This is a genomic window from Agathobaculum sp. Marseille-P7918, assembly GCF_964248325.1.
GTDB lineage: Bacteria > Bacillota > Clostridia > Oscillospirales > Butyricicoccaceae > Agathobaculum.
Genome location: NZ_CAXTXI010000001.1, coordinates 339,366 through 361,676, shown reverse-complemented (window position 1 = coordinate 361,676; position 22,311 = coordinate 339,366). Strand labels below are relative to the sequence as shown.

The following is a 22,311-nucleotide window of genomic DNA, read 5'->3' as shown; positions in this document are numbered from 1 at the left end:
ATGTCGGAAATCAAGCTGCTCGCACTTGATCTGGACGGAACGCTGCTCGATTCGCACAGCCGCGTGACGAAAGAAAACGCAGATGCGGTGCGTCTGGCACAGCAGGCGGGGGTTCAGATTGTGCTGTGTACGGGGCGCAATCTCACGGAGACGCGCGCGTTCAACGCGCAGCTCGACGTCTCTGCAGACTGGGCGGTTATCTCTAATGGCGCGGCGGTGATGCGCTTTTCGGACGGTGCGCAGATTGCGTATGACGGGCTGGATCGCGCAATGTGCGCTTCGCTGCGTGCAATATGCGCGGAATTCGGAATTGACTTATGCCTGTATACGGCAGACAGGTTGTACTATGGGCGGGATTTTCTGCGTTTTCTGGAGGAATTGCGCCGGCGTGGACATGTCACTCTCAATGAGGCGGCCGAGGGGTACGAATTTGTCCCGGATGCAGCCGGATGGGACGAGGTGCTCGCGCGTGAGGATGGGCGTGTGGTCAAGGCGATTCTGCACCATCTTGATCCCAGAGAGATCGACAAAATCACGCAGACGCTGGAAGAGACCGGACTATTTGAGTTAGCACCGTCCATTATGTATGGCGGTGAACTGAAAAATGTGGAGATTAACCGAAAGAGTGTGCACAAGGGATGCGCGCTCGAACGGTTGGCCAAGCACCTTGGTTTCGGCATGGATGCAGTGATGGCGGTCGGCGACAGCGACAATGATTTGACCATGCTGCAAATGGCAGGTTTGGGCGTTGCCATGGCAAACGCTGCGCCGCATATCTGTTCGGCGGCGGATGCGGTGACGCTGGATAATACGTCAAACGGTGTGGCAGCAGCGGTGAAACAGTTTATTTTGGAGGGACAGTCATGAAAAAAGTGGTGGCGATTGGAGAACTGCTGATTGACTTTGTGCCGCAGCAGAAGGGATGCGCGCTCGACGAGGTGACGCATTTTGAGCGTGTCGCGGGCGGTGCGCCGGCCAATGTGGCGGCAGCGGTTGCGCGGCTGGGCGGTCATGCAGCTATGATTTCGCAGGTGGGTGAGGATGCCTTTGGTACGCATATTTTGAAGGTGCTGGAAGGTAACGGCGTGGACATTTCTTCAGTGTTCCGTACAAAGCGTGCCAACACTGGGCTTGCCTTTGTCTCGCTGGATGCCACCGGAAACCGTGAGTTTTCCTTTTTCCGCAACCCGTCGGCTGACCTGTTTCTCGATGAGGCGCAGATTCAGCCGGAAATGTTCGCCGACTGTGCAGCGCTGCATTTCTGCTCGGTCGATTTGGTGGACTGGCCCGTACGGGCCGCGCACAGGCGTGCGATTACACTCGCGCGCGAAGCGGGCGCTCTGATTTCATTCGACCCCAACGTTCGACTGCCGCTGTGGGACGACCCGGCAGACTGTCAGGCGGCGATTCGCGCATTCCTGCCCAGTGCGGATTTGGTCAAGTTGTCGGACGATGAGGTGGAGTTCGTGACCGGCTGCACGGATGAGCGCGCGGCGGCAAAGCAGCTGTTTGAAGGCGGCTGCAAGCTGCTGCTGGTCACGCGTGGCGCGAACGGATCGGCGGTTTACACGCCGCAGACCGAGGCGTTTACCGACACGCTGTCCGTACCGGTGACCGATACGACCGGCGCGGGCGATTCGTTCATCGGCTCGTTTCTGTATCAGCTGACGCGGGATGGCGTGGGAGTGGATGACCTGTCTGCGCTGCCGCAGGCGCAGCTCGAAGCCTATCTGCGTTTTTCCGCGCAGTATGCATCGCTGACCGTACAGCACAAGGGTGCGGTTATGGCGACGCTGGACGAGCTGAAACAGGCGTATCCGGACTGAAATACATAACAAAACGGCCTGCACCGATGTGGTGCAGGCCGTTTTGCTATTAGTCGGTAAAATAAGGGGCAAGCGCAGGGACAACGGCAATGCGTTTGGCTGCGTCCGGAAAGTCGCGCCGCAGGCGCGCTGCACAGCGGCGGCAAAAATCTTCATAGAGCGCAGATTCCCCCCGCATCTGCTGTTTGAAGCCCCAAACATGCGTGAAAAATCCCTGCTGCGCGCCGGTGAACAGCAATTCCAGATCGGACAGCGCGGCGGCGCGGATATGCTTGTGCGCGGCGCACATCGCAAGCAGACGCTGCTCGGCAAAAACCATGTAGGTTAGCACATCGTCGGCATCAGGTGAGCAGCGGATAAAGCGGATAGCGGTATCCGTGTAATATCGACGGAAATTGTCGTCCGCAAGGTAGCACAGCGCGGTGTTGAACGGCTGCACCGTCCAATCGAAAGCCGCAAAGTCAAAGCCGTGCGTCTGGGTAAACGCACGCGCGTCCGGATAGATATCGGGTGTGATGTCCTCGCGATGAATCGCGGCAGCATCCAGCCCGGTCAGCAGTGGAGAGAGCGGCTTCCAGCAGATGAAGTCGGTGTCTATCATCACACAGGGGGATGGCATCGCGGACAGCGCGTACAGCTTGCCTGCCGCCCAGAATGCCATGGGGTTTACGTCCTCCGGCACAGCGTCGAGCAGGGGATGCACGCCTTCATCCCACAAAAAAGTAAGGCCAAGCGTGTCATAATACCGCTGGGCCTTGGTATCACAAATCATACGGATGGGGCCGTTTTCCCGCCGCCATGCCAGCGCGGACAGTGCGGTCGTCAGAAGCTCAAACGGCTCGATCGCATAAGGTTGGTCGGGGGAGCGCACGAAAAACGGGCGCGTCCAGTTGGAGTGAAACGCACGCAGCATCAGATCAGCTCCAATCCGTAGCCGCCGACCAGATAGGTGCATGAGCCGAACACATACGAGCCGGAACCTGAGGAAAGATAGCTGGTGCGGTACGAGGTGGTGTACGAGGTCACATAAGAGCCGGAACCCGAACCCGAGCCGGTGTGCAGAAAAACGGTGCGGATGACCGTGACCACATGCGTGCCGTTTTCCAGAATCTCGACCGGCGGCAGCGCGCCGCCCATGATGGGAACGGGTGGCTTGCCGTCTTCAGCGGGATACCAGCCGTTGGGAAACGGATCGACCGCAAATACGCCAGAGGGTGCGGCTTGTTCGATTACAGCCTCGTCTGCCCGGGATTCGTCCGCGGGCGGCTGGTTGTGGCGCTCGAAGCTGTCCTCGTCCATGGCGACGCCGTCGAGCGCGCGATAGTGCTCCGGATCCATCGCAAGGATGCCCACCGGTGCGGCAATCGATACCGCGGGTGCGGATTCCTCTGTTGCGGGTGGGTTTTGTTCCATGGGGGCGCAATGCTTGGCGTAGCTGTCCAGATCGAAAACCACGCCGTCGATTTCCCGGTATTTGCTTGGATCCATCGCCAGAATACCGTTGGATTTTGACATGGCCACGCCCCCTTTTCATTTGCCTTATATTCAAATTATACTGTACTGCGGGGTAAACCGCAATGAGAAAATTGCGCCGTGAAAAAGTTTTTTCCGCTTTACAGCGGCGTGTGCGCAGATTATAATGGAAAGTACGGAAAAGGGGAGAAGAATATGGATTTTTTGTCACTGGAACGCTCGGTTTGGCAGGTTTTGCGTGAGGAAAAACGCCCAATCATTCTGTATGGCATGGGAGACGGCGCGGATAAAATCCTCGCGCAGTTTGATGCATGCGGCATTCGCGCATCGGGCGTATTTGCCAGCGACGAGTTTGTGCGCGGACACAGTTTTCACGGCTTTCGGGTGCAGAAGCTGTCTGAGGTGGTGCAACAGTTCGGCGAAGATATCGTGATTGTGATTGCGTTTGCCAGCCAGCGGCCCGAGGTGCTGGAAAAGATGTATGCGCTTGACGCGCGCTTTGATGTGGTAGCACCCGATGTGCCGGTGGTGCCCGGCGCGGTGTTTGATATGGAATTTATCCGGATGCACGAAACAGAGATGCAGCAGGCGTTTGACCTGTTCGCAGATGAGCAGTCGCGGCAGGTGTTCCTTGATACCGTACGGTTTAAGCTGTCCGGTCGCCTGCGCTACCTGCGTGCCAGCGAGACCGATAAGGACGAGGCGTTTTGCACTATCCTGCGGCCTGCGCACGAGGAGCATTTTGCCGATTTGGGTGCGTATACAGGCGATACCATCCGCGAGCTGCTGCGCTATACAGACGGCGCATTTGCGTCCATCACCGCGCTCGAACCTGACCGGCGCAGCTTTCGTAAGCTGACCGCCTATGCCGAAGGGTTGTCCGGTAACGTGCGGTGTGAGCAGGCGGGGGCGTGGTCGAGCGACACCGTGCTGTGCTTTTCGGATCAGGCGGGGCGGCAGTCGCGGGTGGCAAAGCAAGGCAGGGAAACCCAAATGCGCGCGCTGGACAGCGTGCTGGACGGCGCACCCTGCACTTATATGAAAATGGATGTCGAGGGCGCGGAGCGCGAAGCGATTGCAGGTGCGTCGCAGACTATCCGTCAGTACCGGCCCAAACTCAATATTGCGGCCTATCACAAAAGTGAGGATTTTTTCCAGCTGCCGCTGCTTGTCCACACGCTCTGTCCGGACTATCGGCTGTATCTGCGGCATCATCCGTATGTACCTGCGTGGGACACCAATTTATATGCGGTCTGTCCGTAAAAAACACTGGAAATTGCAGGGGACAAGCGGTATAATAAAAACACAGTAATCTGTAAAGGAGAGGTTTGCAATGGGATGTTTTTACTGTGACGAGCACCATGAGGGCCGCGAGGCAATCATGTTCAAGGTTGGCGATATGAAGGCGGGTACGCTTTACCTGTTTAAAGATCAGGCGCACAAGGGCCGCTGCGTACTGGCGCTGGGCACGCATAAGAAGGAGCTTTGCGAGTGCGACGATCAGGAGCGCAACGACTTTATGGCCGATCTGGCGGCGGCGTCCGGCGCAATTAAGAAGCTGTGGGGCTGCACCAAGCTCAACCTTGGTTCGTTCGGCGATACCAACCCGCATCTGCATTTCCATATCGTCCCGAAGTATGAGGGCGGCTTTGAGTTCGGCGGCAGCTTTGCCATCACCAATCCCGAGCCGGTACATCTGAAGGACGAGGAATATCAGGAAATGATTGCGGCGCTCAAGAAAGAACTGAACATCTGATTTTCTGTGCAATCAGCAGAAAGGCGAACCCTTGTGGGTTCGCCGTTTTTTGTTGGGTAGGCTGCTATTCGTTTTCTGCCAGACGGTAGCCGACACCCACTTCGGTGAACAGATATTCCGGCTCGGCGGGATTTTTTTCAATTTTACGGCGGATATTGGCCATGTTGACGCGCAAAATCTGGTTATCCCCACCTGCACGCGGTCCCCATAGCTCCTTGATGATATAGTCGTAGGTCAGCACTTTGCCGGCGTACTTGCCGAGCAGCGCGACGATACGGAATTCACTGAGGGTCAGATGGACGTTTTCACCGCGCACCAGTACCTGATGCTTGTTGTAGTCGATGGTCAGATCACCGACCGTATACGTGCCGCGCTGGGCAATTTCGCTGCTGGATGAGGTGGTGCGGGTATGCCGGATGGCGGTGCGCACACGGGCCAGCAGCTCCGCGGTCCCAAAAGGCTTGGTCAGGTAGTCGTCCGCGCCGAGGTCGAGTGCGGCGACCTTGTCGTGCTCATGCGAGCGTGCGGAAACGACCACGACCGGCAGGCTCGACCACGAGCGCAGGCTGCTGAGCACCTCCATGCCGTCCATATCCGGCAGCCCGAGATCGAGAATCACCAGATCGGGACAATGAGAGGAGATCATAGTCATGGCCTCGTTTCCGGTGCGCGCCTGAATGGTTTCGTATCCATTGGAGGTCAGAATAGTGGAAATGAAGTGCGCGATGCTTTTTTCATCCTCGACAATCAATATTTTTTCACGAATATTCATAATGCTTGAGACTCCTTTTCAGATAGCGGCAGCCGAAACGAAAATTCTGCACCGCGGGATAAATTCTTCGCTTCCATGGTGCCGCCGTGCGCTCGCACGATCGCCATGCAGACCGAAAGCCCGATTCCCATGTTGCGTTTGCCGTCGCCGGACGGGGTTTCGCTGCGTTTGAGTGTGCCGTCAAACAGTCGTGTCAGCTCTTTAGGCGGGATACCACAGCCGTTATCCTGCACGGAAAAACGGGCATATGACTCTTCGCGCTGAACCGAAAGTCGGATTTGCGTCACGGTTTGTCCATGTGTGGCAGCGTTTTCTAATAGATTGGAGAGCACCTGCTCGATGAGAATGGCGTCCATTGGCACAAGCAGCAGTTCATCCGGCACGGATACGGCGACCTGTATCTCCGGAAAGCGTTTGCGGAATTTGCGCGCTGTCTCGCCGAGGATTTCTTCAGCGGCCTCCGGGACTTTGGCCAGTTGTGTATGTGTGTCGCCCATGCGTGTGATGGAAAGCAGGTTTTCCACAACGCGAATAAGCCATTGCGCTTCGTCGCGCGCATCTTCCAGCAAGGCACGCTGCTCCTCCTGAGACAGCCCTTCGGTTTCCAGCAGGGTGGAGGTTGCGCCAACAATTGAGGTCAGCGGTGTGCGGATGTCATGTGATACCGAGCGGAGCAGGTTGGCCCGCATTTTTTCCTTCTCGCCTTCGACGCGCAGGCGTTCCTGCTGCTTGATTTTGGTGGTCATGGTGCAGGTGACCAGTGATACGCCGAGCATGGTCAGAAAGGTGAGCGGATAACCGGCAAGCGTAAAATTGAATTCCCAGTAAGGGTAGGTAAAAATATAGTTGATGCCGATGACGCTGAGGATAGCGGCAAGTGTGCCGAACAGATAGCCGTTGGTGAAGCGGGAAATCAGCAGAACGGCAAGCACAAACACGGGCGAGGCAAAGCCGTCGCTGCTGTCGGCCATGCGCAAAAGAATGCACAATTCGATAGCGCAGGAAAAAATACCGATAAAGATGAAAAAGTCCCGAAATGTGAACGGAAAAAGCGGGACTTTGTTTTGTGCTTGCCGCATGAAGATTCTCCTCCGATATGGGCGAAACATCAAAAGCCCATTTCAATCCAACTATAAGTATAACAGAAAAATCGTTAAAAGTCTGTTAAGAACTTGACGAAATCTGAACGGAAGAGAGGCTTACCTTATCGAAAACTTAACGATATGACCTATGACACCAGCGGCGGTGCAACACGGGAGGTGCGATGACCGGACTATCAAAGCGCAGGTTGGCATATCATGTCCCCTTTTTGTGTGTCACGGGAGCACAAATAAAGAAAGAGGTGACAATTTCCTGCAGGCGTGATATAATTTCAAACATATACAGGCCGGGGTACGTTAAAAACCGGCCAAAATGGGTAAACTGGAGTGCCGGCTTGCATCAACGGCGGGCCTGCGCTGCCACAGGAGGTATTTTGGTTTGCTTTGGAGAGCTTTACTGAGCGGGGATTTGCAGTCCGCGTTTATTACGTTGGCGTTGTCACTTCCCGCGATCGTATTGTGCTTGTCGGTGCACGAGGCGGCGCATGGCGGTGCGGCGTATCTGTTAGGCGATCGCACGGCGCATGATTCGGGCCGGATGACACTGTCCCCGATGGCACATATCGACCCGCTGGGTTTTTTGTGCCTGCTGCTTTTTGGATTTGGCTGGGCACGGCCTGTGCCGGTCAATATTTCCAATTTCAAAAACCGGCGTTGGGGCATGGCGTTGACCGCGCTGGCCGGTCCCGCCGCGAATTTTGTCACGGCGTTTATTGCCTATTGTCTGTATGTGCCGGTATGGATATACGGCACAAGTGCATTCATGCAGACGCTGGGCATGTTCCTGTCAATTGTGGCGAGCATGTCGGTTGGTCTGGGTGTGTTCAACCTGATTCCGGTGCACCCGCTGGATGGCTCGCGCGTTCTGGATGCGTTTCTGCCGTTTTCGTGGTCGCTCAAGCTGCAGAGATATCAGAATATCATACTGCTGGTGTTCATTCTGGCACTGTGGCGCGGCTGGCTGGACGGAATCATGAGCTGGGTTGGCATGCGTATTCTGCATCTTGCGCTGCAGCTGGTCAACCTGTTTTTGTAAGGGTTACGCGGCATGGAATTTCATTTGGAGAACTTTGACGGTCCGCTTGACCTGCTGCTGCACTTGATTGCAAAAAACAAGGTCAGCATTTACGACATCCCGATTGCGGAGATTCTGGAACAATACATGGAAGTGCTGCATGCAGCCGAGGCGATGGATCTGGATGTGGCGGGCGATTTTGTTGCTATGGCGGCGCAGCTGGTGTATATCAAATCCAAAATGCTGCTGCCGCGCCATGAAGAAGAAGAGGAAGAGGACCCGCGTACCAGTCTGGTGGAAATGCTGTTGGAATACCAGCGTATCAAGGAAACCGCGTCCTTTTTTCGGGAAAAAGGCGAGATGGGCCGCGATATTTTTGTCAAGCCGCCGGAGCATCTGGGTGATACGCCCAAGGAGTACCGTCAGTCGGTCACCGACCTTATCCGGGCAGCCAACAACATGCTGCGTCGGGCGCAGCGGCGCGTGCCGCCGCCGGCCAGCGCGTTTTCCGGCATTGTCGGGCGGGAGCCTGTACCGGTTGAGGGACGGATTACCTCCATCCTCAAGCGTTTTTTGCACCATGTCCGGCTGCCGTTTCGCCGTCTGTTTGACGATGCCAGAAGCCGTTCGGAGATTGTGGCGACCTTTCTGGCGGTTTTGGAGCTGTCCAAGAATCGGCGCATCCGGCTGGAAGGAGACGGCGAGGATATGGAACTGACGCTGATAGATGATAAAGGAGAGTAACGTGCGATGACCCAACTGGAGGCCGGGCTGGAGGCCGTGCTGTTTGCTGCGGGCGATGCGGTGCCGGTGGACCGGCTTGTCGCCGCGCTGGAAACCTCGCGCGATGCGCTGCTGGATGCGGCCGCCGCGCTGGAAAATCTGTATGATTTCGAAAACCGCGGCATTATGCTGCTGCGTCTGGAGGACAAGCTGCAGCTTTGCTCACGCCCGCTTTATGCCGAGGCGGCGCGCCGCGTGACTGAGTCGCGCAAGCCGCCGTCGCTGTCTGCTGCTGCGCTCGAGGTCTTGACTATTGTGGCATACCGTCAGCCGGTCACCCGTGCGTTTATCGACCAGCTGCGCGGCGTGGATTCGGGCGGCACTGTGGCCGGCCTTATGGAAAAAGGGCTGATTGAAGAGGCGGGCCGGCTGGATGTGCCCGGGCGCCCGATGCTGTTCCGCACGACCGAGGCGTTTTTGCGCACCTTTGGTCTGAGCGGGCTGGAGGAGCTGCCCGCGCTGCCTGCGCTGGAGGAAAACGAGCAGATGGAGCTGGAGATGGAGGAGGCTGCCGAGCAGCCGCCTTCAGAAATGATAACGCTGACGCCGCCGGCGCCGCAGCCGTCAGTTGGAGAGGATACTCAGCCGCCGGACGCACCGCAGGAAACGGAGTGAAGCGCGCATGTCGGTATTACTCGTGATACTGGCGGCAGTATTGGGGCTTGCACTGCTTGTGCTGCTGCTGATCCTGTTGCTGCTGTGTGTGCGAACCGGTCTGGATATCGTCGGGGTCAATGGGGACGTGAGCGCGGAGGTGCGCTACGGCCCGGTGCGGATTCCGGTCTGGCCGCCGCCCCGACGGAAAAAAGAAAAGCCGTCATCCGAACAGCAGGAGGGCGGACAAAAGCCGCAAAAAAAGAAAAAGTACCGGTATTCCCTTAACCGGGAGGAACTGGATATTGGCGAACTGGCGGATTTAACGCACCGTTTGCACAGTGAATTAACCGATGCGGTGCAAGTCAGCCGCCTGCGGGTGCGTGTGATCATCGGGACGGACGATGCTGCCAAAACCGGCATTTTGCTCGGAGAGTCTGCAGCATTGACCGGCATGATTGTCCCGTTTTTGGAGAATACTTTTACCATGCGGGATTATCATGTGAATGTGGATGCGGATTTTGAGGCCGACCACACCGAATGGGCGTTAACTTTGTTCTGCTGGCTGCGGCCGCTGCGGGTGCTTTGGTGTCTGCTGCGGCACAGCGGGGAATTGTACCGGATGTATAAACGAATGATAAAGAAAGAAGAGGCGATAACACATGAGTGAGCATCCCATCAGCAATCTGATGACAGAAACCATGACCAAGATCAAGGAAATGGTGGACGTGAACACGATTATCGGCACGCCGATCACCACGCCGGACGGCACGACCGTCATTCCGGTGTCCAAGGTGACCTTTGGCTTTGCGTCCGGCGGCAGTGATTTTGCGCCCAAGCATATGCCGTCCGGCGCACCGCTGGCCTTTGGCGGCGGCGGCGGCGCGGGCGTCACGGTTTCGCCGGTGTGCTTTCTGATCATCGGACGCGACGGCAGTGCCAACATTCTGGGCGTCAACGCACAGGCATCCACGACGGTCGACCGTTTGGTGGAAATGATTCCGGGTGCGATTAACAAGGTTTCCAGCTTTGTGGAGGGCTACAAAGGAAAAATGCAGCCCGACCAGCAGCCTGCGGCGGAAACCGACGAATAAGGCCGCGTTTCTCCGCAAAACCTACTCACAGATATGCTGAGTAGGTTTTGTTATGCAGGGGAGAGATGCGAACGTGAAGAAACTACTGTGCGGCCTGCTGTGCTGTGTGCTTTGTCTGCCCGCTGCGGGCGCAATCAGCGCAAAGGCAGCCATCGTAATTGATGCGGACACCGGTGAAGTGCTGCTGGAGCAGAATGCAGACACTCGACTGCCGATGGCGTCCACTACCAAAATCATGACGGCGCTCGTGGCGCTCGGAGAGGGCGACCTCGACCGGGAATACACAGTCCGCAAGGAGTACACGCAGGTGGAAGGCTCATCCATGTACTTGCAGGAGGGCGAAACACTCACGCTGCGTGATACGCTGTATGGTCTGATGTTGGAATCGGGCAACGATGCGGCGGTAGCGATTGCGGGCGAATGCGGCGGACTGGAAACGTTTATACAGAAAATGAACGACAAGGCGGCGGCTCTCGGATTGACGAACACCCATTTTGACAACCCGAACGGTCTGCCGAGTGAGACGCACTATACCACCGCGCGTGAGCTTGCAGTCATCACGGCTGAGGCGCTGCGCGACCCGGTGTTCCGGCAGATTGTATCGACCGAGAGCTACACGGTGGGGCAGCGCACGTTTACCAACCATAACCGGCTGTTGAGCATGTATGACGGTGCAATCGGCGTCAAAACCGGTTATACCAAAGCGGCAGGTCGCTGTCTGGTGTCTGCGGCAGAGAAAAACGGTCGCACGGTAATTGTGGTGACTCTCAACGACCCGGACGACTGGAACGACCACATGGCGCTGCTGGATCAGGGCTTTGCGCAGTATGAGCAGGTGACACTGCATGAAGCGGGAGAGCAGATCATGCAGCAGCAGGTGTTTGGCGGTAATGCGGATACCGTGCCGCTGGTCGCGCGCAATACCGTGACCGCAATGCTGCTGCCGGGTGAGCAGGAACGTATCCAGACCGTGCGGTACGGCGATCGGATTTGTTATGCGCCGGTGGTGCAGAGCGCATCCGCCGGGCGGATTGAATACCGTCTGGACGGGATGGTGCTGGCGGATGATGCGCTGGTATACGGCGGAGCGGTGCTGCTGCCGCCCGAGGAAAAGAGCATAACCGAACAGATCTGGGACCGTCTGTTTGGTGATGATTGACAGAACAGGATGGAGGACAACAAGTGGAAGAGAGACTGCAAAAGCTGCTCGCGCAGGCGGGGCTGTGTTCGCGCCGTGAGGCGGAGCGTTGGATTTTGGAGGGCCGTGTGCTGGTCAATGGTCATGCGGCGTCGCTGGGCGACCGCGCGGATTTGCGGCGCGACAAAATTCAGGTGGACGGCAAGCCGATCGGCATGGCTGAGGAAAAACGCTATCTGATGCTGTACAAGCCGCGCGGTTATGTGACAACGCTGAACGATGAACGCGGCCGCAAGACGGTGGGCGATTTGGTGCGGGACTGCGGCGCACGCGTGGTGCCGGTCGGACGGCTGGATTATAACTCGGAAGGTCTGCTGCTGCTGACCAACGACGGCGAGCTGGTGCATGCGCTGACCCACCCGCGGCATGAGGTGGAAAAGCATTATGAGGTGCGCGTGCGCGGCAGGCTGGACAACATTCCGCGTCTTGCAGAGCCGATGACAATTGACGGATATGCAATCCGGCCTGCGGACGTCGTCATTTTGGAAAAAGATGAGCAGAGCGCCAAGCTGCGTCTAACCATCCATGAAGGCCGAAACCGTCAGATCCGCAAAATGTGCGAGCAATGCGGGCTGGAGGTACGCCGACTCAAGCGGGTGGCGGTAGGCAAGCTGCCGCTGGATACGCATTTGAAATCGGGTGCATGGCGCGACCTGACGGCGGACGAGCTGGCCTACTTGCAGGAAATTGCTGCAAATTTGCAGGATTGATGCAAAACTTCTTGCATTTTGTAAGGCAACCGCTTAAAATAGAAACGGCAAAATGCAGGTTTTGCATGCCAAGGGAGAGAAACCATGAACGACCTGATCAATAAAATCCAGAGCGAACTGTCCGGCTTTTCCAAGGGACAGAAGCAGATTGCGCGCTTCATTTTAGAGCACTATGACAAAGCCGCCTTTATGACGGCCAGCCGTCTGGGCACGACTGTCGGCGTGAGCGAATCAACCGTGGTGCGTTTTGCAACCGAACTGGGCTACGACGGCTATCCGCATTTGCAGCGCGCCCTGCAGGAGATGATCCGAAACAAACTGACCTCGGTGCAGCGTATGGAGGTGTCAAGCGACCGCATGGGCGGGCGCGATGTGCTGCAGACGGTGCTGCACGCGGACATGGACATGATTCGGCAGACGCTGGACGAAATCGACCGGGATGCCTTTCAGGGCGCGGTGGATGCGCTGATCGGGGCGAAACGGATTTACATACTCGGCGTGCGCTCTTCGAGCGCGCTGTCCAATTTTGTTGGATTTTATTTTAACCTTTTGTTTGAAAATGTGACGCTTGTACATACCAACAGCGTCAGCGAGATTTTTGAGCAGGTGCTGCGCGTCGGGCCGGGTGATGTGGTGCTCGGCGTCAGTTTCCCGCGTTATTCTAAGCGCACGCTCAGCGCGATGCAATATGCGCGCGACCGCGGCGCGCGCGTCATTGCACTGACCGATTCGCGTCTGTCTCCGCTGGCGCGCGTGGCTGACCATCTGTTGCTTGCGCGCAGCGATATGGCGAGTTTTGTCGATTCGCTGGTGGCACCGCTTTCGGTTGTCAATGCGCTGATTGTCGCCGTCGGCATGAGCCGGCGCGATGAAATCGAGCAGACCTTCAACAAGCTCGAGCGCATTTGGGAGGAATACGACGTATACGAAAAGCCGGAGGACGAGACAAATTGAACATTCTGGTAGTCGGCGGCGGCGCGGCAGGGCTGATGGCTGCGGGGACGGCAGCGGAAAACGGCGCGCGTGTGACGCTGTTTGAGACGAATGAAAAGGTTGGCCGCAAATTATTCATCACCGGCAAGGGCCGCTGCAATGTGTGCAATGACTGCGATGCGCAGACGGTTTTGCAGAACGTGCCGGTCAATCCGCGGTTTTTGTATTCCGCGCTGGATTGCTTTTCACCCGCAGATGTGATGGCATTTTTTTGGGCGCACGGTGTGCCGCTCAAGACCGAGCGCGGCAACCGCGTTTTTCCGGTTTCGGACAAGTCCTCGGATATTATTGACGCACTTTTTACCTGGATCAAACGTCTGGGTGTTACAATTATACAGAAAACAGTGGAACAACTGGAAATACAGCATAACCGCGTCACCGGTGTGCGTGCGGGCGGCAATACTTATGCGGGCGACCGTGTGATTGTGGCGACCGGCGGTGCGTCCTATCCGCAGACCGGCTCGACCGGCGACGGCTACCGCTTCGCCAAGCAGGTCGGGCACACGATCGTGCCGCCCAATCCGTCGCTGGTGCCGCTGGTCGAAGCAGGGGAGACCTGCCGCGAGATGATGGGGCTGAGCCTGCGTAATGTGCAGGTGACTGTGTTTGAAAACAACAAAAAGATTTTTTCCGAGTTCGGCGAGATGCTGTTCACGCATTTCGGCCTGTCCGGCCCGCTGATTTTGTCTGCGTCCGCGCATATGCGGCACTTTGGCAGCAAGGAGTATCATGTTGAAATTGACCTCAAGCCCGCGCTGGACGAAAAAATGCTGGACAAGCGTCTGCTCTCGGACTTTGATAAGCATAAAAACAGTGATTTTATCAATGCGCTGGGCGATTTGCTGCCGCGTAAGATGATTCCCGTGGTGGTGCGGCTGTCCAAAATCGACCCGCATGCCAAGGTAAACAGCATCACTAAAGCGCAGCGTGCCTCGCTTCTGCACACACTCAAGCATTTTTCGGTGGCGGTGTCGGGCAAGCGTCCGATTGCCGAGGCAATTGTGACAACGGGTGGCATCAGCGTGCGCGAGGTCAGCCCGAAAACTATGGAGTCGAAAAAATGTACCGGTCTGTATTTTGCAGGCGAGGTGCTGGACGTAGACGCCTACACGGGCGGTTTTAATTTGCAAATCGCGTGGTCGACCGGCCGGCTAGCCGGATTATCCGCCGCGCAGGAGGAGGAATCGTGATGGATTACATTTCTGTTGCCATCGACGGCCCGTCGGGCGCGGGCAAATCGACGGTCGCGCGTGCGGCGGCCGCGCAGCTGGGTTACGTATATGTGGACACCGGTGCAATGTATCGCGCCATCGGCCTTGCAGTGTGCCGCAAGGGTATTTCCGGGGACGATACGGCGGGCATTGTTTCCATTTTGCCCGAAATTACACTCTCGATTACGTATCAGAACGGCGCGCAGCATATTCTGTTGTGCGGCGAGGATGTGTCCGAGGCCATTCGCACGCCGGAGATTGCAAAATATGCCTCCCAGGTGTCGGCGGTACCCGAAGTACGGCAGTTTCTGCTCGATACCCAGCGGGATATGGCCAAAAATGGCAATATCCTCATGGACGGGCGCGACATTGGCACGGTTATTCTGCCGGATGCGCCGGTCAAGATTTTTTTGACCGCTTCGGCCGAGGCGCGTGCGCAGCGACGCTTTTTGGAGCTGCGCGAGAAGGGACAGCAGGTGACGCTGGACGAGGTGCTGCGCGATATTCGCCAGCGCGACCATAAGGACATGACGCGCGCAGTTGCACCGCTGAGGCAGGCGGAGGACGCTGTGCTGCTGGATACGAGTGATATCACGCTTGAGCAGAGCATCGAGGCTGTGCTGCGTATCATTCGGGAAAAAACGGAGGAAAATTCATGAAATTCAAATTCCACCGCTGGTTTCAATGGCTTGCGGTGCCGTTCGTGGCGCTGGGCTTTCATATCTACTTCGGATATAAGGTGATTGGTCGGGAGAATATCCCGGAGGGCGGCTGCGTGGTCTGCCCCAATCATGTGCAGCTGTCCGACCCGCCGTTTGCGGCTGTTGCGCTGGGACATCAGACGCCGCTGCGCCTGATGGCGAAAAAGGAGCTGTTTCAGGGTAATAAGTTGTTTGCGTGGTTGATTGCAGCGCTGGGCGCATTTCCGATTGACCGTGAGGGTGCGGATATCACAGCGATTAAGACGGCTCTGGGCGCGGTGCGCGAAGGACGCAAGCTGATTATCTTCCCGCAGGGCACACGCGGCGCGGGCGAGGGTGAAACCAAAAAAGGCGCGGCGATGCTGGCGGTCAAGACCCGCGCGCCGATTCTGCCGATGTACATCACGGAAAACAAGAGCTTTCGCTGTAAGGCAACCGTTGTCATCGGTGAACCCTTCCGTCCGGATGCAAAAGAAAAGGATTACGGCGTGATTGCGGATGATATTCTGCACCGCATTTATGCGCTGAAGGAAAAAGTATGAGTGTTACAGTTGCAAAAACCGCGGGATTCTGCTTTGGCGTGCGCCGCGCGGTTAATTTGGCCGAGCAGCAGGCCGGAAAAAACGGTGTGATTTACGCCTACGGTGAAATTATCCACAATATGCATGAGATTCGACGGCTGGAGGAGTGCGGTGTGCGCACCGCGCAGACGCTGGAGGAAATTCCGGACGGGACAAAAGTGCTCATTCGCGCGCACGGCGTGCCGCGCACGGTTTATGACACCCTTGCGGCAAAAAACTGCGAGGTTTTCGACGCAACCTGTCCGTTTGTCCAGAAAATTCACCGCATTGTTGACCGGGAAAGCCGGGGCGGCCGTCTGATTGTCATTCTGGGCAGCGCGGGCCATCCCGAGGTTGTCGGGATTCAAGGCTGGTGCGGCGAGTCGGTCGTGTTGGAGGGAGAAGAGCAGGCGCGGGCGTTCACCGAGCAGCCGGAGATGGTTGACAGACCGCTTGCCGTAGTTGCACAAACCACTGTCAATCGGGCAATTTGGAATATTTCCGTCGGTCTGATAAAAAAAAGGTGTACAAACCTCAAAATTTTTGATACAATATGTAAAGCGACGGATGAGCGTCAGTCGGAGGCTCGTCTGCTTGCCGGTGCGTCGGATCAAATGATTGTGATCGGCGACAAGAAAAGTTCCAACACAAAACGGCTGTATGAAATCAGCCGGTCGCTGTGCAAAAATGTGCTTTATATCGAGGACGCCGCGGAGCTTACGACGCAGGAGCTCTGCCGGGATGGGCGCGTCGGGATCACAGCAGGGGCATCGACACCGGCATGGATAATTAAGGAGGTCAGTAACATGATGAGCGAAGAAACGAAAATCGAAAATGGCGAGGACTTTGCCGCAATGCTCGAAGAGTCCTTCAAGACTTTAAATACAGGAGAGAAAGTCACCGGTACCGTTGTCGCAGTGTCCACGACCGACGTACAGGTCGACCTTGGCGTTAAGCACACTGCGTATATCCCGGTCAGCGAACTGTCGGATGATCCGAATTACGATGTAGCTGCCAACATTCATCCGGGCGATGAGATCGAAGCAGTTGTGGTTCGCGTCAACGACGGCGAGGGTACGGTTACGTTGTCCAAGAAGCGCGTTGACCAGCTCAAGGGCTGGGAGACCATCGAGAAGGCGTATGAGGAACACACCGTTGTGGAAGGCACCATCGTGGAAGAGAACCGCGGCGGCGTCGTTGCGACCGCATTTGGCGTGCGCGTCTTTATTCCGGCCAGCCAGACCGGCGTGCCGAAGGATCAGCCGATGAGCCAGCTGGTAAAGACCAAGCAGTCTTTCTATATCACCGAGATCAACCGTCAGCGCAAGCGCGTGGTTGGCTCCATCCGCCAGATCCAGCAGGAGGCCCGCAAGGCTGCTGCCGAGAAGATCTGGAGCACCATCGAGGTTGGCAACGAGTACGAGGGCACGGTAAAGAGCCTGACCTCCTACGGCGCGTTTGTTGACATCGGCGGTGTGGACGGCATGGTTCACATTTCCGAGCTGTCCTGGGGCCGCATCAAGCACCCGTCCGAGGTTGTCAATGTCGGCGACAAGGTCAAGGTGTTCGTTATCGGTCTGGATAAGGAAAACAAGAAGATCTCCCTCGGCTATAAGCGCGAGGAGGACAATCCGTGGAACGTATTCAAGTCCAAGTATGGCGTGGGCGACGTGGCTGAGGTTAAGATCCTCAAGTTTATGCCGTTCGGCGCATTTGCTGAGATCGTGCCGGGCGTGGACGGCCTGATCCATATCTCTCAGATCGCAGATCACCGCATCGCCAAGCCTGAGGATGTGCTCGAGGTTGGTCAGCAGGTTGAGGCGAAGATCATCGACATCAACGATGAGAAGAAGAAAGTTTCTCTCTCCATCCGTGCGCTGCTCGTCGGCGACGAGTATGGCGACGAAGAGTAATTCTGAAGCTGCAAAGAAGCACCCAAACGGGTGCTTCTTTTTTATGTTTGCGCTGCGTATACTGTCCCCGGAGGGGGCGGAAGTTATGCGGCGGCGCAGGTATCGCGGAAAAGGGAAAGGCTTGCGGCTGATGGTGCTGCTGACTGTGCTGGCTGCCGCCGGCATCATGGCGACCGTGCGGATGCGGCAGATTTTCATGGAATACGCCACTAATGTCTGTGAGGACAGCGCGATTCAGGAGATCAACAACCTGATGCAGGAGGAGGTCTTTTCCGACCCGGAGACCTATGAGAATATGGTGATTTTGGAGCGGGACAGTGAAAATCATGTCACCGCGCTGCGCACGGATGTGATTGCAATCGGGCAAATCAAGGCGCGGCTGGTCAACGGGCTGTTTGAGCGGCTGGAGGATTTGGAACAGACGACGGTCGAGGTGCCGCTTGGCACGGTGTTTGCCCCGAACTATTTTACCGGCATGGGGCCGTCGGTGGACATCGGCATGGCGGGCCTGACCCAGATGGAGGCCGAGTTTGTCAGCGCCTTTTCTGCGGCGGGCATCAATCAAACGCGGCATAACATCATTATCGAAATCCATGCGGGTTTCCGTATTTTGACGCCGCTGGGCGGCGAGGACCGCGAAATTGTCACCAGCTATCCGGTCACCGATACGGTGATTGTCGGCACCGTGCCCGAGCGGTATACCTATATTGACGATTTGGGCTCCGGCCTGCTCGGGGAGATCAGTGATTATGATAATTCGTCGGAAAACGGAAAATAATACTTCCGAATGGGCCAAAAATTTGGTATACTATATTCTGTATTGGAATGTGAAGGGGTGCTTGCATGGATGCCCTCGGGCAGATTACCGCATTACGTGAAAAGCTGCGGTATCACAACGAAAAATATTATAACGAAGATGCACCGGAGATTTCGGATTACGAATATGATATGATGCAGCGCGAGCTGCGCGCGCTGGAGGAAGCGCATTCGGAATACGCGGATGCAGATTCCCCGACGCAGCGCGTCGGCGGTGCGGTATCCGGCCGGTTCGCCAAGGTCACGCATGCCTATCCGCTCGAGAGCTTGCAGGATGTCTTTTCCTTTGACGAGCTTTCCGAGTTTTATGGCCGCGTCGAAGGCGCGGTCGGACAGGCGGAATATGTGGTTGAGTATAAAATCGACGGGCTTTCGGTTGCGCTGGAATACGTCGACGGCGAATTTGTGCGCGGCGCGACGCGCGGCGACGGACAGGTCGGCGAGGACGTGACCGCAAACCTCAAGACTATAAAGGATATTCCGCATAAGCTGGAAAACGCGCCGCCGCACCTGATTGTGCGCGGCGAGGTCTATATGAAAAAGTCGGTGTTCGACGCGCTCAACAGGGAGCTGGAGCTGCACGAAAAGCCGCTGCTCGCCAATCCGCGCAACGCGGCGGCGGGTTCACTGCGGCAAAAGGACAGCAAAATCACCAAGCAGCGCAAGCTATCCATTTTCTGCTTTAACATCCAGAATGCGGACGAGCTTCCGCTGACCAGCCATACCGATTCGCTTGATTACCTGAAATCGCTTGGTTTTCCGGTCAGTCCGCGCTATCCGGTCTATACCGACCCTGCGGACGTACAGCGTGAGATTGAGAACATGGGCGAGACACGCGGCGAGCTGGATTTCGACATCGACGGCGCGGTGGTCAAGGTCAATTCGTTTGCGCAGCGGCAGACGCTCGGTTCGACGGCCAAATTCCCGCGCTGGGCGGCGGCGTACAAATACCCGCCAGAGGTCAAGCAGACGCTGCTCAAAGATATCATCATTTCGGTCGGACGCACGGGCGTTTTAACACCTAATGCCGTACTGGAACCAGTGCGGCTTGCGGGCACAACTGTGTCGCGCGCAACGCTGCACAACCGAGACTTCATTCGCCAACTGGATGTACGGGTGGGGGACACGGTTTCGGTGCGCAAGGCGGGCGAGATTATCCCGGAAATTATTGGAGTGGCGCTGGACAAGCGTCCCGCGGACGCGCAGCCGTATGAAATGCCGAAGTTCTGTCCAGTATGCGGCGCGCCGGTGTTTGAGGACGAGGAGGAAGCAGCTATCCGCTGCACGGGCGCGGCATGTCCGGCGCAGCTGCTGCGCAACCTGATGCACTTTGCCTCGCGCGACGCGATGGACATTGACGGCTGCGGCGAAGGCAACCTGCAAAAGCTGATTGACGCGGGGCTGGTGAAATCCGCTGCCGATTTGTATGATTTGACGGTGGAACAGCTGCTGCCGCTTGGCAAGAAAGTGGACACCTGGGCGAACAATCTGCTGCGCGGCATCGAGGCGAGCAAAACGCGCGATCTGTCGCGGCTGCTGTTTGCGTTTGGCATCCGGCATGTCGGGCAGAAGGCGGGTAAGATACTGAGCAATCATTTCGGCAGTCTGGACGCGCTGCTTGCAGCATCGGTCGAGGAAATGACCGAAATCCGCGACATCGGTCAGACCACGGCGGAAAGTATCGCGGCGTGGCGCGCACTCGACCAGTCGAAAGAACTCATTGAAAAGCTGCGTGCGGCGGGCGTGAACTTCGTCGGCGAAAAGACTGCAAAAAGCGACCTGCTTGCAGGAAAGACGATTGTGGCCACCGGCAGTCTGACACTCTACACCCGCAAGGAGATCAATGACCTCATTGAGTCGCTCGGCGGCAAGGCGGCTGGGTCAGTTTCCAAGAAAACAAGCTATGTGGTGGCCGGAGAAAACGCGGGCAGCAAGCTGCAAAAGGCAGCGGAGCTTGGCATTCCGGTCTTAACAGAGGAAGAATTCAAAAATATGATACAGCAGGAGGAACTTTGACATGGCGATTTCCAGAAAAGAAATTGAGCACATCGCATCCCTTGCGCGTCTGGACTCGACGGGTGGCATTTTTGACCGTCTCGCGGACGACATGCAGGGTATCGTCGGCATGGTGGACAAGCTCGCGGAGCTGGACCTTGGCGACATCACGGACGTTATCAACACCGAGCGCAAGAACGCGTTTCACGAGGACGTGGTTGTACAGGAGTATACGCCCGATGAGCTTATCGAGCCGAACGCGCCGGACTTTCAGGCGGGCGGCGTAGCCGTGCCGCGCGTGGTAGAATAAGGGGGACAGAAGCAATGGCACTTTTTGAGAAAACAGCGACCGAGCTTTCCAAAATGCTCGCCGATAAGGAGATTTCCGCAGTGGAGCTTGCGCAGGATGTTTTCGCCCGCACGAAGGCGGTCGAGGACAAGGTGCAGGGCTATGTGACGGTCGCGGAGGAGTCCGCGCTCGCGCAGGCGGCTGAAGTGGACAAGAAGCGCGCCGCAGGCGAGGAACTGTCCGCGTTGGCGGGCATTCCGGTTGCCGTTAAGGACAACATCTGCACCAAGGGGACGCTGACCACCTGCGCATCCAAGATGCTGTATAACTTCAAGCCGCCGTACAACGCAACGGTGATTGAGAAACTGACCGCAAACGATGTGGTCATGACCGGCAAAGCGAATATGGATGAGTTCGCAATGGGTTCGTCCTGTGAGAATTCGGCTGCACATCCAACCCACAACCCGCACGGCTTAAACCGCGTACCGGGCGGTTCGTCTGGCGGCTCGGCGGCGGTCGTTGCGGCGGGCGAGGTTCCGCTGTCGCTCGGCTCGGATACCGGTGGATCGATTCGTCAGCCGGCATCCTTCTGCGGCGTGGTCGGCCTTAAGCCGACCTATGGCGCGGTGTCCCGTTATGGCCTCATTGCATTTGCATCCTCGCTTGACCAGATTGGCCCGTTCGGTCGTTCGGTAGAAGATGTGGCGATGCTGCTCGACGCCATCACCGGTCACGACCCGATGCACGACTCGACCTCGGTTAAAACCCCGTTTGAAGGCTCGACCCGTGCAAACCTCAATGTAGATATCAAGGGCATGAAGATCGGTCTGCCCAAGGAATATTTCGGCGCGGGCATTTCGGACGCAGTGCGCGAGAGCGTGCTTGCCGCTGCCGAAACCTACAAGAACCTCGGCGCAGAGGTGTTCGAGATTTCGCTGCCGCTGGTTGAATACGCGCTGCCGGTGTACTACATCCTGTCGTCTGCCGAGGCATCGTCCAATCTGGCGCGCTTTGACGGCGTGAAATACGGCTATCGCACTCCGAACGCGGGGGATGACCTGATTGCGCTCTACACCAAGAGCCGTTCCGAGGGCTTCGGCGCAGAGGTGCAGCGCCGCATCATGCTGGGCACCTATGTGCTGTCCTCCGGCTACTACGACGCATATTACAAGAAGGCGCGTGCGGCGCAGCGCAAGATCCGCGAGGAGTTTGCAAACGCATTTGAAAAGTGCGACGTCATTCTGACGCCGGTTGCGCCTACCACAGCTTATGAAATGGGCTCCAAGACCACCAATCCGCTGGAGATGTACGCAGGCGATATCTGCACGGTATCGGTTAACATCGCGGGCCTGCCGGGTCTGGTACAGCCTTGCGGTTTTGATGCGGACAAGATGCCGATCGGCATGCAGCTCATCGGGCCGCGCTTCGGTGAGCAGAAGCTGCTGGACGCGGGCCTTGCGTTTGAGCAGGCGTCCGGCCTCAAGAACATCATCGCGGCACTGTAAGGGAGGA

24 protein-coding genes are annotated in these 22,311 nt (G+C 57.1%); 20 read left to right on the top strand and 4 right to left on the bottom strand.

The window, feature by feature from the left end; translation table 11 throughout:
• Both ACESSO_RS01725 and ACESSO_RS01720 read left to right on the top strand, forming a co-directional pair.
• Entirely contained in the window at positions 1–867 is an 867-nt protein-coding gene (locus tag ACESSO_RS01725; protein WP_373163323.1) for a Cof-type HAD-IIB family hydrolase, read from the top strand.
• Positions 864–1,826, top strand: a complete 963-nt coding sequence (locus tag ACESSO_RS01720) for a carbohydrate kinase (RefSeq protein ID WP_373163322.1) — start codon at positions 864–866, stop codon at positions 1,824–1,826. The genes ACESSO_RS01725 and ACESSO_RS01720 overlap by 4 nt, the downstream gene beginning before the upstream one ends.
• A gap of 49 nt (positions 1,827–1,875) precedes the next feature.
• Here ACESSO_RS01720 and ACESSO_RS01715 read toward each other — a convergent pair whose 3' ends face one another.
• Together ACESSO_RS01715 and ACESSO_RS01710 are read right to left on the bottom strand one after the other, a co-directional pair.
• Positions 1,876–2,739 carry a hypothetical protein gene (locus tag ACESSO_RS01715; protein WP_373163321.1) on the bottom strand — a complete coding sequence of 288 codons (864 nt, stop codon included), beginning with the start codon at positions 2,737–2,739 and terminating at the stop codon, positions 1,876–1,878.
• Positions 2,739–3,341 (bottom strand): hypothetical protein, encoded by a 603-nt coding sequence (locus tag ACESSO_RS01710; RefSeq protein WP_373163320.1) that lies wholly within the window; start codon positions 3,339–3,341, stop codon positions 2,739–2,741. The genes ACESSO_RS01715 and ACESSO_RS01710 overlap by 1 nt, the downstream gene beginning before the upstream one ends.
• A gap of 78 nt (positions 3,342–3,419) precedes the next feature.
• On the opposite strand from ACESSO_RS01710, the gene ACESSO_RS01705 reads away from it, so the two are divergent.
• Together ACESSO_RS01705 and ACESSO_RS01700 are read left to right on the top strand one after the other, a co-directional pair.
• A complete protein-coding gene (locus tag ACESSO_RS01705; RefSeq protein ID WP_373163319.1) occupies positions 3,420–4,562 on the top strand; it encodes an FkbM family methyltransferase in 1,143 nt (380 codons plus the stop codon).
• 70 nt (positions 4,563–4,632) lie between these two features.
• Entirely contained in the window at positions 4,633–5,055 is a 423-nt protein-coding gene (locus ACESSO_RS01700; protein WP_373163318.1) for an HIT family protein, read from the top strand.
• A 64-nt stretch (positions 5,056–5,119) separates the two neighbouring features.
• Here the strand turns inward: ACESSO_RS01700 and ACESSO_RS01695 are convergent, their stop codons facing one another.
• A complete protein-coding gene (locus ACESSO_RS01695; protein WP_373163317.1) occupies positions 5,120–5,827 on the bottom strand; it encodes a response regulator in 708 nt (235 codons plus the stop codon).
• The gene (locus ACESSO_RS01690) at positions 5,824–6,906 is read right to left on the bottom strand and encodes a DUF4118 domain-containing protein (protein WP_373163316.1); all 1,083 of its coding nucleotides are present in this window, start codon (positions 6,904–6,906) and stop codon (positions 5,824–5,826) included. The genes ACESSO_RS01695 and ACESSO_RS01690 overlap by 4 nt, the downstream gene beginning before the upstream one ends.
• A gap of 400 nt (positions 6,907–7,306) precedes the next feature.
• On the opposite strand from ACESSO_RS01690, the gene ACESSO_RS01685 reads away from it, so the two are divergent.
• From ACESSO_RS01685 to gatA, 16 genes are all read left to right on the top strand, one after another.
• Positions 7,307–7,963 (top strand): site-2 protease family protein, encoded by a 657-nt coding sequence (locus ACESSO_RS01685; RefSeq protein WP_373163315.1) that lies wholly within the window; start codon positions 7,307–7,309, stop codon positions 7,961–7,963.
• Positions 7,964–7,975: 12 nt separating this feature from the next.
• Entirely contained in the window at positions 7,976–8,686 is a 711-nt protein-coding gene (locus ACESSO_RS01680; protein ID WP_373163314.1) for a ScpA family protein, read from the top strand.
• 6 nt (positions 8,687–8,692) lie between these two features.
• On the top strand, positions 8,693–9,340 hold the full coding sequence (scpB, locus tag ACESSO_RS01675) for an SMC-Scp complex subunit ScpB (RefSeq protein ID WP_373163313.1): 648 nt from the start codon (positions 8,693–8,695) through the stop codon (positions 9,338–9,340).
• 7 nt (positions 9,341–9,347) lie between these two features.
• Positions 9,348–9,989: a DUF2953 domain-containing protein gene (locus ACESSO_RS01670; RefSeq protein ID WP_373163312.1), complete on the top strand. Its 642-nt coding sequence runs from the start codon at positions 9,348–9,350 to the stop codon at positions 9,987–9,989.
• Positions 9,982–10,413, top strand: a complete 432-nt coding sequence (gene ytfJ, locus ACESSO_RS01665; protein ID WP_373163311.1) for a GerW family sporulation protein — start codon at positions 9,982–9,984, stop codon at positions 10,411–10,413. The genes ACESSO_RS01670 and ytfJ overlap by 8 nt, the downstream gene beginning before the upstream one ends.
• Before the next feature lie 73 nt (positions 10,414–10,486).
• On the top strand, positions 10,487–11,572 hold the full coding sequence (locus ACESSO_RS01660) for a serine hydrolase (protein ID WP_373163310.1): 1,086 nt from the start codon (positions 10,487–10,489) through the stop codon (positions 11,570–11,572).
• Positions 11,573–11,595: 23 nt separating this feature from the next.
• Positions 11,596–12,321, top strand: coding sequence for a pseudouridine synthase (locus ACESSO_RS01655; protein WP_373163309.1), 726 nt, complete (start codon positions 11,596–11,598; stop codon positions 12,319–12,321).
• Between the two features lie 84 nt (positions 12,322–12,405).
• Positions 12,406–13,275 (top strand): MurR/RpiR family transcriptional regulator, encoded by an 870-nt coding sequence (locus ACESSO_RS01650; protein WP_373163308.1) that lies wholly within the window; start codon positions 12,406–12,408, stop codon positions 13,273–13,275.
• A complete protein-coding gene (locus ACESSO_RS01645) occupies positions 13,272–14,504 on the top strand; it encodes an NAD(P)/FAD-dependent oxidoreductase (protein WP_373163307.1) in 1,233 nt (410 codons plus the stop codon). Before ACESSO_RS01650 ends, ACESSO_RS01645 begins: the two co-directional genes overlap by 4 nt.
• On the top strand, positions 14,504–15,184 hold the full coding sequence (cmk, locus tag ACESSO_RS01640; RefSeq protein ID WP_373163306.1) for a (d)CMP kinase: 681 nt from the start codon (positions 14,504–14,506) through the stop codon (positions 15,182–15,184). The genes ACESSO_RS01645 and cmk overlap by 1 nt, the downstream gene beginning before the upstream one ends.
• Positions 15,181–15,768: a lysophospholipid acyltransferase family protein gene (locus ACESSO_RS01635; RefSeq protein ID WP_373163305.1), complete on the top strand. Its 588-nt coding sequence runs from the start codon at positions 15,181–15,183 to the stop codon at positions 15,766–15,768. Before cmk ends, ACESSO_RS01635 begins: the two co-directional genes overlap by 4 nt.
• Positions 15,765–17,699, top strand: coding sequence for a bifunctional 4-hydroxy-3-methylbut-2-enyl diphosphate reductase/30S ribosomal protein S1 (locus ACESSO_RS01630; RefSeq protein WP_373163304.1), 1,935 nt, complete (start codon positions 15,765–15,767; stop codon positions 17,697–17,699). The genes ACESSO_RS01635 and ACESSO_RS01630 overlap by 4 nt, the downstream gene beginning before the upstream one ends.
• 85 nt (positions 17,700–17,784) lie before the next feature.
• Positions 17,785–18,477: a sporulation protein YunB gene (yunB, locus tag ACESSO_RS01625; protein WP_373163303.1), complete on the top strand. Its 693-nt coding sequence runs from the start codon at positions 17,785–17,787 to the stop codon at positions 18,475–18,477.
• Positions 18,478–18,542: 65 nt separating this feature from the next.
• Positions 18,543–20,531, top strand: coding sequence for an NAD-dependent DNA ligase LigA (ligA, locus tag ACESSO_RS01620; protein WP_373163302.1), 1,989 nt, complete (start codon positions 18,543–18,545; stop codon positions 20,529–20,531).
• Between the two features lies 1 nt (position 20,532).
• Complete coding sequence (gene gatC, locus ACESSO_RS01615; protein ID WP_297275931.1) at positions 20,533–20,820, top strand: Asp-tRNA(Asn)/Glu-tRNA(Gln) amidotransferase subunit GatC; 288 nt, start codon at positions 20,533–20,535, stop codon at positions 20,818–20,820.
• A gap of 14 nt (positions 20,821–20,834) precedes the next feature.
• Positions 20,835–22,304, top strand: a complete 1,470-nt coding sequence (gatA, locus tag ACESSO_RS01610; RefSeq protein ID WP_373163301.1) for an Asp-tRNA(Asn)/Glu-tRNA(Gln) amidotransferase subunit GatA — start codon at positions 20,835–20,837, stop codon at positions 22,302–22,304.
• Positions 22,305–22,311 lie beyond the last annotated feature (7 nt).

Coding starts and splice junctions, on each gene's coding strand:
- ACESSO_RS01630 (WP_373163304.1), top strand. CDS start 15,765: ATGAGTGTTACAGTTGCAAAAACCGCGGGATTCTGCTTTGGCGTGCGC.
- ACESSO_RS01695 (WP_373163317.1), bottom strand. CDS start 5,827: ATGAATATTCGTGAAAAAATATTGATTGTCGAGGATGAAAAAAGCATC.
- ACESSO_RS01720 (WP_373163322.1), top strand. CDS start 864: ATGAAAAAAGTGGTGGCGATTGGAGAACTGCTGATTGACTTTGTGCCG.
- ACESSO_RS01690 (WP_373163316.1), bottom strand. CDS start 6,906: ATGCGGCAAGCACAAAACAAAGTCCCGCTTTTTCCGTTCACATTTCGG.
- yunB (WP_373163303.1), top strand. CDS start 17,785: ATGCGGCGGCGCAGGTATCGCGGAAAAGGGAAAGGCTTGCGGCTGATG.
- ACESSO_RS01670 (WP_373163312.1), top strand. CDS start 9,348: ATGTCGGTATTACTCGTGATACTGGCGGCAGTATTGGGGCTTGCACTG.
- gatC (WP_297275931.1), top strand. CDS start 20,533: ATGGCGATTTCCAGAAAAGAAATTGAGCACATCGCATCCCTTGCGCGT.
- ytfJ (WP_373163311.1), top strand. CDS start 9,982: ATGAGTGAGCATCCCATCAGCAATCTGATGACAGAAACCATGACCAAG.
- ACESSO_RS01635 (WP_373163305.1), top strand. CDS start 15,181: ATGAAATTCAAATTCCACCGCTGGTTTCAATGGCTTGCGGTGCCGTTC.
- cmk (WP_373163306.1), top strand. CDS start 14,504: ATGGATTACATTTCTGTTGCCATCGACGGCCCGTCGGGCGCGGGCAAA.
- ACESSO_RS01650 (WP_373163308.1), top strand. CDS start 12,406: ATGAACGACCTGATCAATAAAATCCAGAGCGAACTGTCCGGCTTTTCC.
- ACESSO_RS01710 (WP_373163320.1), bottom strand. CDS start 3,341: ATGTCAAAATCCAACGGTATTCTGGCGATGGATCCAAGCAAATACCGG.
- ligA (WP_373163302.1), top strand. CDS start 18,543: ATGGATGCCCTCGGGCAGATTACCGCATTACGTGAAAAGCTGCGGTAT.
- ACESSO_RS01700 (WP_373163318.1), top strand. CDS start 4,633: ATGGGATGTTTTTACTGTGACGAGCACCATGAGGGCCGCGAGGCAATC.
- ACESSO_RS01725 (WP_373163323.1), top strand. CDS start 1: ATGTCGGAAATCAAGCTGCTCGCACTTGATCTGGACGGAACGCTGCTC.
- ACESSO_RS01680 (WP_373163314.1), top strand. CDS start 7,976: ATGGAATTTCATTTGGAGAACTTTGACGGTCCGCTTGACCTGCTGCTG.
- scpB (WP_373163313.1), top strand. CDS start 8,693: ATGACCCAACTGGAGGCCGGGCTGGAGGCCGTGCTGTTTGCTGCGGGC.
- ACESSO_RS01715 (WP_373163321.1), bottom strand. CDS start 2,739: ATGCTGCGTGCGTTTCACTCCAACTGGACGCGCCCGTTTTTCGTGCGC.
- gatA (WP_373163301.1), top strand. CDS start 20,835: ATGGCACTTTTTGAGAAAACAGCGACCGAGCTTTCCAAAATGCTCGCC.